Below are 13,724 nucleotides of genomic sequence, written 5' to 3' on the forward strand. Positions count from 1 at the left end.
TAAATACATCCATTACTACAACCATACGCGAATCAAAGTGAAGCTTGGCGGACTGAGCCCTGTAGAGTACAGAGCTCGATCCGCTGCAGCCTAACCAACAGCTGTCCAACTTTTGGGGCGCACTTCAGTGGGTCAGTCGATATCTATGGTGACTGACACTCAGCATTCGCGAGCAAGCCCGCTCCCACATTTTAACGGCGTACATCCGTGGTTACTGAATGTCCTCAGGCTTGACGATCACCCAGTTCTTGTCCGCCGTCACCGCCTGCCCTTCCTTGGCCTGCGCCGCCGCGTGCTTGGCGATCATGCCGTTAAGCTGCGTCATGTATTTGTCCTTGCGGTTGATCCACAGGTGGATGCCGCCCTTGGCCACGTCCACATCATGGAACAGCATATAACCATCGCTGGTCGGGGTATCGCCGCCTACCAGTACCGGTTTTTTCCATTCGTCGATGTAGGTCAGGATCGCCGCGTGCTTGCCGGCCATCCAGGTGGCCGGGGTCCACAGGTAAGGCGTGAGTTCCAGGCCGAGGTTGGCCTTCTCGTCATACGTGCCGGCGGTGATCTGTTTGCGTGCGGTGGTCAGCTCGCCGGTTTTGCGGTCCTTGAGCAAGGTGGTCACGCCGATCACGTTCTGGGGCTTGACGTTGTAGCCATACTTCGGATCGGCGGCGACCATGCGCACCAGCTCTTCCGAAGCGGCGGTCATCACGTACACCTCGATGCCGTTTTCCATCAGCTTGTTGTACAGCTCGGCCTGGCCGGTGAAGACTTTTGGCGGTTGCACCTCAGACTTTTTCACCACGTCGCCTTCGAAGTAGCTGACCGGCACGGGCTTGCCGGAGGCCATCAGCTCATCGACCTGCACCTTGAGCTCCTTGAGGGTGAAACCCGAGAACACTTGGGCGACCCACGGGTAGCAAACCATGTCGTCCACTTCGCAGAGGCGATAGTAGTAACTGAACAGGCTCTCCTTATGGTCGGCGGTGTCTTTGAACGGCATCAGCTTGAGCGACGGGTCAAGGCTGTCGCGGGTGATCAGGCCTTTGTTTTCCATGTAGGGCAACAGCGACTCTTCCAGGTCGTAGCGGTAGCTGGTGTTGTCCATGTCGAACACCGCGAAATTACCCTTGTTGGCGTTGGCGGCGATCATTTCGTTCAGTTGCTTGGCGGCAGGCGCGGGCCAGTGTTTCAACTCGGTGGCGGCGAACGCCTGGCTGGCGAGTCCCAGGCAAAGTGCGGCGGCTAGTAGTTTCGGCGCGAGCTTCATAGGCGTTGTCTCCCTGAGTGAAAGACATCGACGCTAACAAATCCCTGTGACAGTTACCGCCCGAGCGCGACCGCTTGCATCGTGATCGCGCCAGCGGCATGTGCCTGAGCGCCAAATGCTTATTCCAAAAACGACAGTCTTCATTCCACATTGATATTAAATCAATATATTTCAAAGTGTTAGGCTGCCCGGCTCGCAATCGCAGGCTCACGCGATTGGCTGCCCTTTCAACGGAGCTTCAATGAATCTGCCCCTGATTCTCAACTTATTGGTGTTCGTGGCCCTGTTGCTGGGCCTGGCACAAACCCGTCGCACGAACTGGAGCCTGGCCAAGAAGGTGCTATTCGCCCTCGTCCTTGGCGTGGTGTTCGGTGCGGTTCTGCACACGATCTACGGCGACGGCCATCCGGTGCTCAAAGCCTCCATCGGCTGGTTCGACCTCGTGGGTAACGGCTACGTCCAATTGCTGCAGATGATCGTTATCCCGCTGGTGTTCGCCTCGATCCTCAGCGCCGTGGCGCGCCTGCATAACGCCTCGTCACTGGGCAAGATCAGCTTCCTGACCATCAGCACGTTGCTGTTCACCACCGCCATCGCGGCGCTGGTCGGTATCGCCCTGACCAACCTGTTCGGCCTTACCGCCGAAGGCCTGGTGGCCGGCACCCAGGAAATGGCGCGCCTGCAAGTGATCCAGAGCGATTACGCCGGCAAGGTGGCCAACCTGAATGTCCCGCAACTGCTGCTGTCGTTCGTGCCGGCCAACCCGTTCGCCGACCTGGCGCGGGCGAAGCCGACCTCGATCATCAGCGTGGTGATTTTCGCCGCCTTCCTGGGAGTTGCCGCGCTGCAACTGCTCAAGGATGACGTGGAAAAAGGCCAGAAAGTGCTCAACGCCATCGACACCTTGCAAGCTTGGGTGATGCGCCTGGTACGCCTGGTGATGAAGCTCACGCCCTACGGTGTGCTGGCGCTGATGACCAAAGTGGTCGCCGGTTCCAACCTGCAGGACATCATCAAGCTCGGCAGTTTTGTGGTGGTGTCTTACCTGGCCCTGGGCCTGATGTTCATGGTGCACGGCCTGCTGCTGTCCCTGGCCGGGATCAACCCGCTGCGCTTTTTCCGCAAGGTATGGCCGGTGCTGACCTTTGCCTTCACCAGCCGCTCCAGCGCGGCGGCGATCCCGCTGAGCATCGAAGCGCAGACCCGCCGCCTGGGCATCCCGCAATCCATCGCCGGGTTTGCCGCCTCGTTTGGCGCGACGATTGGCCAGAACGGCTGCGCCGGTCTGTACCCTGCGATGTTGGCAGTGATGGTCGCCCCGACGGTGGGCATCAACCCGCTGGACCCGCTGTGGATCGCGACCCTGGTGGCGATAGTGACCCTGAGTTCGGCCGGCGTTGCCGGGGTGGGCGGCGGAGCGACCTTCGCCGCGCTGATCGTACTGCCGGCCATGGGCCTGCCGGTGTCGCTGGTGGCGCTGCTGATTTCCGTCGAACCGCTGATCGACATGGGCCGCACGGCGTTGAACGTCAACGGCTCGATGACGGCCGGGGCGATTACCAGCCAGGTCATGGGGCAGACGGATAAAGCGTTACTGGATGCCGATGAGCATGCGGAGTTGGCGCAGGTTTAACGAAATCGGCTAGCAGGGATTTTGCTCCCTGCTAGCTCAATCGATCGCCAGCCTTTCGGTAAGCTTCTTCACGCTCACGCTTGTCGACAGCAACGACAAATACCGTGATCTCCTGCTCAATCACTTGATACACCAACCGATAACCGCTGCTGCGAAGCTTGATCTTGTAGCAATCGGGCAAACCATGCAGGCGGCTGGCCTCAATACGTGGATTGATCAAAATCTGAGCCAGCTTCTTTTTAAACTGTTGGCGCACGGTAGCGCCGAGTTTGTGCCATTCCTTTAAAGCGCGTGCATCGAAATCGAGTTCATAGGTCATCCAGTGAGACCTTCACCCGCTGAGGCGCAGACAGCCGTTCCCGAACTGTTGCCAACAATGCCTCATCGTCTTCGGTCATGAGGACAGGCTTGAACGGTAACTGGCCGCGCTCTGCCACATACTGCAAGGCTTGGCGCATTAATTCAGATGGAGTGACGCCGAGTTTTTCCAGCTCGTGATAAGCACGAGCCTTAAGGTCGTCGTCGATACGTACGTTGATAGAGGCCATTGGGCAGCCCTCACTGTAAAGACATTGGTCATTACAGTGGCGCATAAAGGTTCCTTTTGCAAGCCTGACTAATCGGGTGCCAGTCAGGCCTTTTATGATCGTTCCCACGCTCCGCGTGGTAATGCAGCCCTGGACGCTCTGCGTCCGCTCTTGAGAGCGGGACGCGGAGCGTCCCAAGAGGCGTTCCCACGCGGAGCGTGGGGACGATCTTAAGTTAGATTTTTTCCCACATTTCGAAGCTGTATGCCGGCTTGTCACCTTCGGCCGCATTCTCGACATTCGACACTAGCTTCCACTGGCTCCGATCAAACTCCGGAAACCACGCGTCCCCTTCCGGGCTCAACGCGACCCGCGTCAAATACAGGCGATCCGCGTGTTCCAACCCCTGCGCATATAGCTGCGCACCGCCGATCAGCATCAGCTCGTCCACGCCCTGCTCCAGCGCCCAGGCCTCGGCGCGCTGCACTGCGGCATCCAGTGACGGAAAAACTTCCGCACCTTCCAGCACCAGGCCGGTCTGACGGCTGACCACCAGGTTCAAGCGCCCCGGCAACGGTCGGCCCAGGGAATCCCAGGTCTTGCGCCCCATGATGATCGGCTTGCCGAGCGTGGTGGCCTTGAAATATTTGAAATCCCCCGGCAAATGCCAGGGCATGCTGTTGTCGACGCCGATCACGCGGTTTTCACCGAGGGCTGCGATCAGGCTGAGAGGGAGAGTTTTTTTCATGCCGACGAGAATACCAGAGCCACGACCCAGCGGTTATGCTCCAACCTCATTGACTCAACAGGAAGGCGCGTGACTGCACTGACTCCTCTGCACACACTGTGGCTGACAGAAACCGTGCGCCTGCGCGAAGAACACGCAGGCAACCTGGAAGACCTGGAAGCCAACCGCCTGGCCCGCGCGGCCGGTGGCGACTTGCCCACGCGCATCCAGCACCGCGCCCTGCACCTGGCCGAGCGCGACGGCCTGACAGGCGCCCTCACCCGCTGGCTGCAAGGCGCGCGCCTGGCGCTGGTGCTGCTGGCGATCGTCGCGGTGATCAGCGGCGCCGGACTGGCCTTTGCCGCGATGGGCAATGGCCTGACGCCAGTGAATGTGTTCTGGGCCTTGGGCAGCCTGCTCGGTTTGAATCTGCTCTTGTTGATCAGTTGGGCCCTGGGCCTGCTGTTTGCCGGCGAACACAGCGCCAGCCTCGGGCGCCTGTGGCTGTGGCTCAGCGAAAAACTCGCGCGTGACGCCAAGGCCGCGCAATTGGCCCCGGCGTTGTTACTGCTGTTGCAGCGCCAGAAGCTCAACCGCTGGGCCGTGGGCGTGCTGGTCAACAGCCTGTGGTTGCTGGCGCTGCTCAGCGCCATGGTAATTCTTCTTACGTTGCTTGCCACCCGCCGCTACGGCTTCGTGTGGGAAACCACCATTCTTGGCGCCGATACCTTCGTTGCCGTGACCCAGGCGCTCGGCACCCTGCCGGCGTTGCTGGGCTTTAACGTGCCGACCGTCGACATGATCCGCGCCAGCGGCGATTCCGCGCTGAACATCGAGAGCGCGCGCCAGGCCTGGGCCGCCTGGTTGGTCGGCGTGCTGCTGGTGTATGGCCTGCTGCCGCGCCTGATCCTCGCCCTGCTGTGCCTGTGGCGCTGGAAACGCGGGCGCGCCGCCCTGCGCCTGGACTTGAACCTGCCCGGCTACAGCCAACTGCGCGAACGCCTGATGCCGAGCAGTGAACGCCTGGGCGTCAACGATGCCGCGCCGCAACAACTGCATCAGGTCAGCGGTGGCGTCAACGAACTGGAAAGCGAAGGCGCCCTGGTGGTCGCCATCGAACTGGACGACCAGCACACCTGGCCACCCAAACTGCCCGCCGGCGTAAAAAACGCCGGCATCCTAGACAGCCGCGAATCGCGCCACACACTGCTGGAACAACTGACGCGCTTTCCGCCCGCACGCCTGGCCATCGCCTGCGACCCGCGCCGCTCGCCGGATCGCGGCAGCCTGGCGCTGATCACCGAACTCGCGCGCAGCGCCACCGCCACCCGCGTATGGCTGCTGCAAGCGCCGCCAGGCCAGGCGCTGGACGCCGAGCGGCTGGGCGATTGGCACGCCGCGCTGCAACAACTGGAACTGCCCTTCGCCGATTGCGCGCCGCTGAACTGGCTGGAGACCGGTCATGACTAAACCGCTGAAGCTCGCCGTGGTCGGCCACACCAATGTGGGCAAGACTTCGCTGTTGCGCACGCTGACCCGTGATGTCGGCTTCGGCGAGGTGTCCCATCGCCCCAGCACGACGCGGCATGTCGAAGGCGCGCGGTTATCGGTGGAGGGCGAAGCCTTATTGGAGCTGTACGACACGCCCGGCCTGGAAGACGCCATCGCCCTGCTCGATTATCTGGAGCGCCTCGACCGCCCCGGCGAACGCCTCGACGGCCCGGCTCGCCTGACACGCTTCCTCGAGGGCAGCGAAGCACGCCAGCGTTTCGAACAGGAAGCCAAGGTGCTGCGCCAACTGCTGGCGTCCGATGCGGGGCTGTATGTGATCGACGCCCGCGAACCAGTGCTGGCCAAGTACCGCGATGAGCTGCAAGTGCTGGCCAGCTGCGGCAAGCCGTTGCTGCCGGTGCTCAACTTCGTCAGCAGCAACGACCACCGCGAGCCCGACTGGCGCGAAGCCCTGGCCCGCCTGGGCCTGCATGCGCTGGTGCGCTTCGACAGCGTGGCGCCGCCGGAAGACGGCGAGCGGCGGCTGTATGAAAGCCTGGCCCTGCTGCTGGAAACCGCGCGACCGCAATTGGAGCGCTTGATTCTTGACCAGGACGCGCAACGCCAGGCCCGTCAGCAAAGCGCTGCACGGCTGATCGCGGAACTGCTGATCGACTGCGCCGCCTGCCGACGCAGCGTGGTCACCGAAGATGAACCGCAAGCCATTGGTGAGCTGCGCAAAGCCGTGCGCCAACGGGAACAAAAGTGTGTCGAAGCGCTGCTCAAGCTGTTCGGCTTCCGCCCCCAGGACGCCGCCGCCAGCGACTTGCCGCTGTTGGACGGGCGCTGGGGCGATGACCTGTTCAACCCCGAAACCCTCAAGCAGCTCGGCGTGCGCGTCGGTGGCGGAATCGCCGCAGGCGCGGCGGCAGGTGCCGGGGTGGATTTACTGGTCGGCGGGCTGACACTGGGCGCCGCTGCCCTGGCCGGCGCGATTGCCGGTGGCGCGCTGCAAACCGCGCGCAGCTACGGCGGGCGCCTGCTGGGCAAGATCAAGGGCCAGCGCGAACTGACCGTCGACGACAGCGTTTTGCGCCTGCTGGCCCTGCGCCAACGCCAGTTGCTCAAGGCCCTGAATCTGCGCGGGCATGCGGCGATGCACAGCATCAAGGTCGACACGCCCCAGGACAAGACCTGGCGCGAAGGCAAATTGCCCGACGCCTTGCACAAAGCTCGCGCCCATCCGCAATGGTCGTCCCTCAACCCCTACGCCAAGCTGAGCCAGGCCGAGCGTCAGGAACAGGTCGAAGCCCTGGCCCGGCGCCTGGACGAAACCTAAGCCGCCAGCACTTGCCGAGCCTTGGCCTTGAGCAGTTCAAGGTCGAGTACAGGCACGTGCGTTTGCTTGGCCTGTTCGTCCCAATGACGCAGGCGCAGGCTGATCGCGTAGAGCGGGTCCTGCTCGAAGGCCTTGGCTTCTTCGGCACTCATCACCCCGCCTTGGTACGCCAGTGTGCGACGGCTGGCTTCGCTCAGGCGAGCGTAGTAGTCCGGCTGGCTGAAGGTGAGGTAGCGCTTGGCCAGCACGTGGTACTCCACCAGTCTGGCCAGGCGTTCGCTGAACCCTGCATGACGCAAATAATCCGCGCCCAAGCGCTCATGGCTGACCACGCCGTAACCGCCCATGTTTTCGCCGCCCTGCCCGCATAAATGCCCGATGTCGTGAAAAAACGCCGCCAATATCACTTCGTCATCAACGCCTTCGGCCATGGCCAACTGCGCCGCCTGGGACATGTGTTCGAGTTGCGACACCGGCTCGCCGATGTAATCCGCCGCGCCGTGCCGCTCGTACAAGCCGAAGACGTCGGCAATCGCCTGTTCCGGGCTCATCATGCCGGGCCCCACAAAGCGCGGATATTTCGCTCGGCCAGTGCGGGCCCCACGCTCATGCCCACGCCGGTGTGCATCAATGCCGCGCTCACGCCGGGCGCTGCCCGCAGGAACGAAAACGGCCCCGGCCCGCGCGAGCCGTAAACACCCTGCCAACGCTCCACCACCTGAACCGCGCAGCCGAGGGTCTGCTCGGCCAGTTCGATCATCCAGTCATCGACCTGCTCGGCGTTGAAGGGCGACGCATCGCGGCCGTAATCATGGGAGTCGCCGATGATCAGCTCGCCATGGGGCGTCGGGCTGATCAACAAGTGAATGCCGTGTTCCTGCAGGTGCGGTGCCTCACGCAGGATCTGCGCCTGTACCGGCGCCGCTTCCGGCAGGTCGGCAAAAGCGCCGTAATGCACGCAACTCAGGCCGGTGAGCAAGGCGTGTTGCAGGTTCAGGTTCACCGCCGGCCGCGCGCGCAGCATTTGCAGGCGGCAGACACTCGGGTTGAGCTCGGCGAGCGCTTCGGCCAGCAGGGTCTGATAGTCGTGGCCGGAGCAGACGATGATCTGCTCGCCGCGAAAACTTCCCGCCGTGCTGTGGACCTGGCCTGGTTCGACGTCGCGCACCAAGGTGGAGAAGTGAAATTCGACGTTCAGCTCAGTGCGCAGGTAATTAATCAACGCCGGGATCGCTTCGCGCGAATACAGCTGCTGATCGTCCTTGCCATGCAGCGCGGCGCGGTGATGGCGGAACTGGCCGCCGTACAGGGCCTTCATTGCCGGACCTTGCAGCAGGTCGACGTTGTAGCCGTGTTCTTTCGCACGACCGCTGCAAAAAGCTTCGAGTAAGTGCTCTTCGGCTTCGGTGCGGGCGAACAGGTACGAACCGTTGCGCTTGAGTTGCAGGCCCGCGGCCTGGGCCCAGTGGCCCCAGATGCCACGGCTTTCTCGTGCCAAGTCGAGCATCGGCCCCGGTGGTTGGCCGGTCACCAGTGCCTGACCGAAGTTGCGTACCGAGGCGCCAAGCGGTGTGGCGCTGCGTTCGAAGACTTTGACCTTGAGGCCGCGTTTGGCGGCGGCGAAGGCATGGGAAAGGCCGAGGATGCCGGCGCCGATGATCAGCAAGTCGCTGTGGTGTGTCATGAAGTGGTGTCCTGAATTCGAGGCCGCCATCGCAGGCAAGCCAGCTCCCACCTTTGGAATGCATTCCCCTGTGGGAGCCGGGCTTGCCCGCGATGAGGCCATCAGCCCAAACCGAGCATTTACTGACCGGCGACCTTCTCCGACTTACCGTCATAGCGCTTGCGCCACTCAGCCAGAATGCTGTCGCGGTTCTTCGAGGCCCAGGCAAAGTCGTTCTTGATCAGACGCTGTTCATAGTCAGCCGGCAATTCGGTCTGCGGCTTGGCGATACCCGGCTGGGCGAGGACGGCAAAGTTGTCCTTGTACAGGTCCATCGCGGCGGGGCTGGCGGAGAAGTCGGCGAGTTTTTTCGCGGCATCGGCGTGGGCCGTGCCCTTGATCACGGCCGTGGCTTCGATGTCCCAACCCAGGCCTTCCTTGGGCAGGATGATGTCCAGTGGCGCGCCCTGGCGTTTCAACTGCACGGCCGGGTACTCGAAGGATATGCCGATCGGGAACTCGCCCGACGCCGCCAGCTTGCACGGTTTGGAGCCGGAGTGAACGTACTGGCCGATGTTCTGGTGCAGGTCATCCATGTACTGCCAGCCCTGCTTTTCGCCAAAGGTCTGCAGCCAGGCGCTGACGTCCAGGAAACCGGTGCCGGACGAGGCCGGGTTGGGCATGACGATCTTGCCCTTGTACTCAGGCTTGGTCAGGTCTTGCCAGCTCACGGGCTTGGTCAGGCCCTGCTTTTCGGCTTCGACGGTGTTGAAGCAGATGGTCGCGGCCCATACGTCCATGCCGACCCAGGCCGGCGGGTTGGCGGCGTCGCGGTAGTTTTTGCCGATCTTGTCCAGGTCCTTCGGTGCGTAGCTATCGAGCATGCCCTGCTGGTCGAGGATCGCCAGGCTGGAGGCGGCCAGGCCCCACACTACGTCGGCCTGGGGGCGGTCTTTTTCGGCCAGCAGCTTGGCGGTAATAATGCCGGTGGAGTCGCGCACCCATTTGATCTCGATATCCGGGTTGGCCTGTTCGAAGGCCTTTTTGTAGGTCTTCAGTTGCTCGGCTTCAAGGGCCGTGTACACGGTGAGTTCGGTCTTGGCGAAGGCATTCAGGCTGAATGCGGTGAGTACGGCAGCGACCAGCGCCAGGGGCTTGAACATGGAGCACCTCCTTCGGGATGTTTATTGACCGGGCGCCGTCTGGCGCCAGGCTTGGGAGCGACGCAGCGCGCCACGTGAGGCCCACGCCAGCAGCAGCGAAACGCTGGCTGAGGTGAACAGGATCAAGGTGGACATGGCCGCCGCGCCGCCCACGTTGCCGGCGTCGTCCATGTTCAAGACGGCGACGGCCGCGAGGATGGTGTCGGGGCTGTAGAGGAAAATCGCGGCGGAAACGGTGGTCATCGCCGACACAAACAGGTAACGCAGGATATCCAGCAGCGCCGGCAGGCAGATCGGCACGGTGACGCGCAAATAGTGGCGGTACAGCGGCGCTTTCAGGGACAACGCAGCGGCTTCGAACTCGGCGTCCAGCTGGCGCAATGCGGTGGTCGCGGTCATCTGCGCGGTGGTCAAATAGTGCGCAATGGTGCACACCACCAGCAGGGTCATGGTCCCGTAGAACACATGCAGCGGGTTGCCGCTGAGGTTGAAAAAGAACACGTAGCCCAGGCCAAGCACCAGCCCCGGCACTGCCATCGGCACAAAAGTGAGCATGCGCAGCGCCAGGTTCAGGCCCTTCTGGCCCTTGGTTTTCTCCATCAGGTAGGCGCCGGTGAAGATCAGCACGCTGCCGATCAATGCCGTGCACAACGCCAGGGTCAGGCTGTTGCGATAGGCCAACCAGCCGCCGCCCGCCGTGTCCTCGAACTGGTAATGCTTGAGCGACAGCGACAAGTTATACGGCCAGAATTTCACCAGCGAGGAATACACCGCCATGCCGAACACCAGCAGCAACACGGCGCAAACCAGCAGCACGATCACCAGGTAACAACCGTCTCGCAACCTGGATGGCGCCGGTTGGAACACCTGGGCGCGGCCACTCATGGAATCGCCCTGACGACGGCGCAGCCAGGCATCCACACCAAAGCTGAACAGCGCCGGCAGCAGCAACACCATGCCGATCAGGGCGCCGCGACCGAACTGCTGCTGGCCGACCACCGCCTTGTAGGCTTCCAGCGCCAGCACCTGATAATCGCCACCCACCACCACAGGCACGCCGAAGTCGGTGATGGTCAGGGTGAACACCAGGCAAAACGCGGCGAACACCGCCTGGCGCGTGGCCGGCCACGTGATGCTGCGAAACGCCCGGGCCGGGCTGGCACCCATGCTTGAGGCAGCGTCAAACAGGCGCGCATCCGCCAGGGACAGCGCCGACAGCAAAATCATCAAGGCATGTGGGAAGGTGTAGATCACCTCACCCAGCACAATGCCCCAGAAGCCGTAGATATTCTCCGAGAGTAATCCGCGCAGCAGGCCCTGGTTGCCGAACAGATAGACCAACGCAATGCCCGGCAGCATCGACGGCGCCATCAGCGGCAGCAATGACAGACCGCGCCAGATCGCCTTGCCGGGAATCAAGGTGCGTTGCAGGGCGTAGGCAAACAGATAAGCCAGCGGTACGACAATGGCCGCCACGCTGAGGGAAACTTTAAGGCTATTGCCCAACAGCCAGTGGAAGTTGGCGCTGGTGATCAATGCTTGCGCAGCGACCAGGCCACCGCCCTGCCCGGCTTCGCTGCTGAAACCACGCCAGAAGATCGCCAGCAATGGCAGCAACACCGCCACCGCCAGCAGGCACAGCCACAGCCATTTGCCGCCGACCACGAAAATACGATCACCCAGCTCGGCACGGGACACCTGCCGTGGCGCGGGCAATGTCATGACAGCGGCCATCTCAGGCAAACACCTGCAGGCTGCTCGGCGGCAAAGCGACCCAGATGTCCTGGGCGCCCAGGCGCGGCAAGGCGTGCGGAGCCACCTCGGCCAGCAATGGATGGCCGGGCAATTGCTCCAGCTCAAAGCTCATGCGGCAGCGGTTGCCGAGAAAGGTGATCTCACGGACCTTGGCCGGGAACAGGTTTTCTTCGTGCACCGGCGGGTTGACGTTGATGGCCTCCGGGCGGCAGAACAGACGGCCGGACGTGGCCACGCCGGCATCGTTGGCCAGGCGCACGTTCATTCCGCCGACTTGGGCGTGGCTGGCGCTGTTGCGGCTGAACGGCAGCCAGTTGCCCTGGCCGACAAATTCCGCCACGAACGGCGTCGCCGGGCGGTCGTAGATCTCCTGGGGCGTAGCGTATTGCTCGACCCTGCCGTTGTTCATCACGGCAATGCGGTCGGCCATCAGCATGGCTTCGTCCTGGTTGTGAGTGACCATCAGTGTGGTGACGCCCAGGCGCCGTTGCAGCTGGCGCAATTCGGTGCATAGATGTTCGCGCACGCGGGCGTCGAGGGCCGACATCGGCTCATCCAGCAACAGCAATGAGGGCGCCGGCGCCAGCGCGCGGGCCAGCGCCACGCGTTGCTGCTGGCCGCCGGACAGTTGGCCGGGGTATTTCTTTTCGCTGCCGAGCAGGCCGACCAGTTCAAGCATCTGCCCGACGCGCTTGCGCATTTCGTCGCGGCCGCTGCCGGTGAGGCCATAGGCGATGTTTGCTTCGACGGTGAGGTTGGGAAACAACGCGTAGGACTGGAACAGAATGCCGTAGTCCCGCGCCTGTGGCGGCAGCAGGGAAATGTCACGGCTGCCCAGGTAAAGTTCGCCGCTGTCCTGGCGCTCCAGGCCGGCGATGCAGCGCAGCAAGGTGGTCTTGCCGCAACCAGACGGGCCCAGCAGGCACACCAGCTCGCCGGCGGCGATGTCCAGGGAGACGTTATCCAGCGCGGTAAAGGCGCCGAAGCGTTTCTGGATACTGCGCACCTTCATGGGCGCGCCGGGTTGGGTCAGGGCTGTGTTCATGGGGGCACCTCATCAAACGGATGAGGGCCATGCTAGGCAGGCAATGCGTCGCTGGTGTGGCAGGAAGGCAAAAGGGGGTGATAGTGGTATTGGTGGATTTGGGTAGGACCTTTGGAATGGGTTGCCTGAGCTGACGCCATCGCGGGCAAGCCCGGCTCCCACAGTTTTGATCTGTGAATACATTCAAAGGTGGGAGCTGGCTTGCCTGCGATGGCGATTCAAAGGCCACCCCACAACTTCAGAGCGGCGACATTTCCTGCGCCAACCCCAAAAACGCCGCCGGCAGCCGCGCACTTTTTCTTTCCTTGAGGCAGTACAAATACTCCGGAATCTGCGGCGCATTCTCCAGGGTAAGCACCCGCAACTGTGGATCATGCGGCACTTCCTGGCGCGCAATGATGCTGATCCCGATGTTGCGCAGCACCGCTTCGCGGATCGACTCGCGGCTGCCGATTTCCAGCAACGGGCCGAAGCTCACACCTGCATCTTTCAACATGTCTTCAGTCAAGCGTCGCGTGGTGGACCCCACTTCGCGCATCAACAACGTATGCCCGGCGAGCGCGCTCAGCGGCACATGATCGAGCTTGGCCAGGGGATGGTTGCGATGCACCGCCAGCACCAGCGGGTCGGTGCCCAGCACGCGGCGAACCAGGCGCGGGTCTTCCAGCAGTTGCGACGAGGCCGCGACATCGACGCGGTAATCGTCCAACGCTTCGAGCACCTGCTGGGAGTTGCCGATCTCTACCGACACCTCCACCTGCGGCAGGCGTTCGCGGAAGGCTTTGACCAGGTCAAGGATGTAATACGGCGCCGTCGCGGCGATCCGCAATGCCCCCTGGACCTGGCCATTGTTGCGCAGGAAGAATTCGATATCCGCTTCCTGCTGCAGCAGCGCCTTGACCATCGGCAGCAGGCGCGCACCGTCGTCGCTGACGGTGAGGCGGCGACCGCCTCGGTAGAACAGCTCCACGCCGTACTGGCTTTCCAGGTTACGGATCTGGGTGGTGACCGTGGGCTGGCTCAGGCCGAGTTTCTTCGCCGCCTGGGTAATGCTGCCCAGGCGGGCGACCATGAAAAACGCCTTCAGCTCAGCACTCAGCACACCACCCTC

Annotated in this window: 14 protein-coding genes; 4 read left to right on the top strand and 10 right to left on the bottom strand. The window is 62.7% G+C overall.

Annotated elements, in window-relative coordinates:
• The coding region (locus tag BLL36_RS13285) for an IS3 family transposase (RefSeq protein ID WP_130925931.1) at nucleotides 1-94 on the top strand (94 nt) is incomplete at its 5' end.
• 117 nt (nucleotides 95-211) lie between these two features.
• On the opposite strand, the gene BLL36_RS13290 is transcribed toward BLL36_RS13285, so the two are convergent.
• Entirely contained in the window at nucleotides 212-1,270 is a 1,059-nt protein-coding gene (locus tag BLL36_RS13290) for an HAD family hydrolase (protein WP_076951896.1), read from the bottom strand.
• A gap of 241 nt (nucleotides 1,271-1,511) precedes the next feature.
• Between BLL36_RS13290 and BLL36_RS13295 the strand changes: the two genes are divergently transcribed.
• Nucleotides 1,512-2,903, top strand: a complete 1,392-nt coding sequence (locus tag BLL36_RS13295) for an L-cystine transporter (RefSeq protein WP_076951897.1) — start codon at nucleotides 1,512-1,514, stop codon at nucleotides 2,901-2,903.
• A 31-nt stretch (nucleotides 2,904-2,934) separates the two neighbouring features.
• On the opposite strand, the gene BLL36_RS13300 is transcribed toward BLL36_RS13295, so the two are convergent.
• From BLL36_RS13300 to BLL36_RS13310, 3 genes are all read right to left on the bottom strand, one after another.
• Complete coding sequence (locus tag BLL36_RS13300) at nucleotides 2,935-3,222, bottom strand: type II toxin-antitoxin system RelE family toxin (protein WP_076951898.1); 288 nt, start codon at nucleotides 3,220-3,222, stop codon at nucleotides 2,935-2,937.
• Nucleotides 3,212-3,451 carry a type II toxin-antitoxin system RelB/DinJ family antitoxin gene (locus BLL36_RS13305; RefSeq protein WP_003176725.1) on the bottom strand — a complete coding sequence of 80 codons (240 nt, stop codon included), beginning with the start codon at nucleotides 3,449-3,451 and terminating at the stop codon, nucleotides 3,212-3,214. The genes BLL36_RS13300 and BLL36_RS13305 overlap by 11 nt, the downstream gene beginning before the upstream one ends.
• Nucleotides 3,452-3,665: 214 nt before the next feature.
• A complete protein-coding gene (locus BLL36_RS13310) occupies nucleotides 3,666-4,178 on the bottom strand; it encodes a dihydrofolate reductase (protein ID WP_076951899.1) in 513 nt (170 codons plus the stop codon).
• Nucleotides 4,179-4,247: 69 nt separating this feature from the next.
• On the opposite strand from BLL36_RS13310, the gene BLL36_RS13315 reads away from it, so the two are divergent.
• Nucleotides 4,248-5,627 (top strand): DUF2868 domain-containing protein, encoded by a 1,380-nt coding sequence (locus BLL36_RS13315; protein WP_076951900.1) that lies wholly within the window; start codon nucleotides 4,248-4,250, stop codon nucleotides 5,625-5,627.
• Nucleotides 5,620-6,987, top strand: coding sequence for a DUF3482 domain-containing protein (locus tag BLL36_RS13320; protein ID WP_076951901.1), 1,368 nt, complete (start codon nucleotides 5,620-5,622; stop codon nucleotides 6,985-6,987). Before BLL36_RS13315 ends, BLL36_RS13320 begins: the two co-directional genes overlap by 8 nt.
• On the opposite strand, the gene BLL36_RS13325 is transcribed toward BLL36_RS13320, so the two are convergent.
• From BLL36_RS13325 to BLL36_RS13350, 6 genes are all read right to left on the bottom strand, one after another.
• Nucleotides 6,984-7,538: a phosphonate degradation HD-domain oxygenase gene (locus BLL36_RS13325; protein WP_076952261.1), complete on the bottom strand. Its 555-nt coding sequence runs from the start codon at nucleotides 7,536-7,538 to the stop codon at nucleotides 6,984-6,986. The two genes, BLL36_RS13320 and BLL36_RS13325, sit on opposite strands and share 4 nt — an antisense overlap.
• The gene (locus tag BLL36_RS13330) at nucleotides 7,538-8,671 is read right to left on the bottom strand and encodes a TIGR03364 family FAD-dependent oxidoreductase (protein WP_076951902.1); all 1,134 of its coding nucleotides are present in this window, start codon (nucleotides 8,669-8,671) and stop codon (nucleotides 7,538-7,540) included. Before BLL36_RS13330 ends, BLL36_RS13325 begins: the two co-directional genes overlap by 1 nt.
• Before the next feature lie 119 nt (nucleotides 8,672-8,790).
• Nucleotides 8,791-9,813 carry a putative 2-aminoethylphosphonate ABC transporter substrate-binding protein gene (locus tag BLL36_RS13335; RefSeq protein ID WP_076951903.1) on the bottom strand — a complete coding sequence of 341 codons (1,023 nt, stop codon included), beginning with the start codon at nucleotides 9,811-9,813 and terminating at the stop codon, nucleotides 8,791-8,793.
• Nucleotides 9,814-9,834: 21 nt separating this feature from the next.
• The gene (locus tag BLL36_RS13340; protein WP_076951904.1) at nucleotides 9,835-11,547 is read right to left on the bottom strand and encodes a putative 2-aminoethylphosphonate ABC transporter permease subunit; all 1,713 of its coding nucleotides are present in this window, start codon (nucleotides 11,545-11,547) and stop codon (nucleotides 9,835-9,837) included.
• A gap of 1 nt (nucleotide 11,548) precedes the next feature.
• Nucleotides 11,549-12,613, bottom strand: a complete 1,065-nt coding sequence (locus BLL36_RS13345) for a putative 2-aminoethylphosphonate ABC transporter ATP-binding protein (protein WP_076951905.1) — start codon at nucleotides 12,611-12,613, stop codon at nucleotides 11,549-11,551.
• 238 nt (nucleotides 12,614-12,851) lie between these two features.
• Entirely contained in the window at nucleotides 12,852-13,715 is an 864-nt protein-coding gene (locus BLL36_RS13350; RefSeq protein WP_076951906.1) for a LysR family transcriptional regulator, read from the bottom strand.
• Nucleotides 13,716-13,724 lie beyond the last annotated feature (9 nt).

This window comes from Pseudomonas cedrina subsp. cedrina (assembly GCF_001983175.1).
Lineage (GTDB): Bacteria > Pseudomonadota > Gammaproteobacteria > Pseudomonadales > Pseudomonadaceae > Aquipseudomonas > Aquipseudomonas cedrina.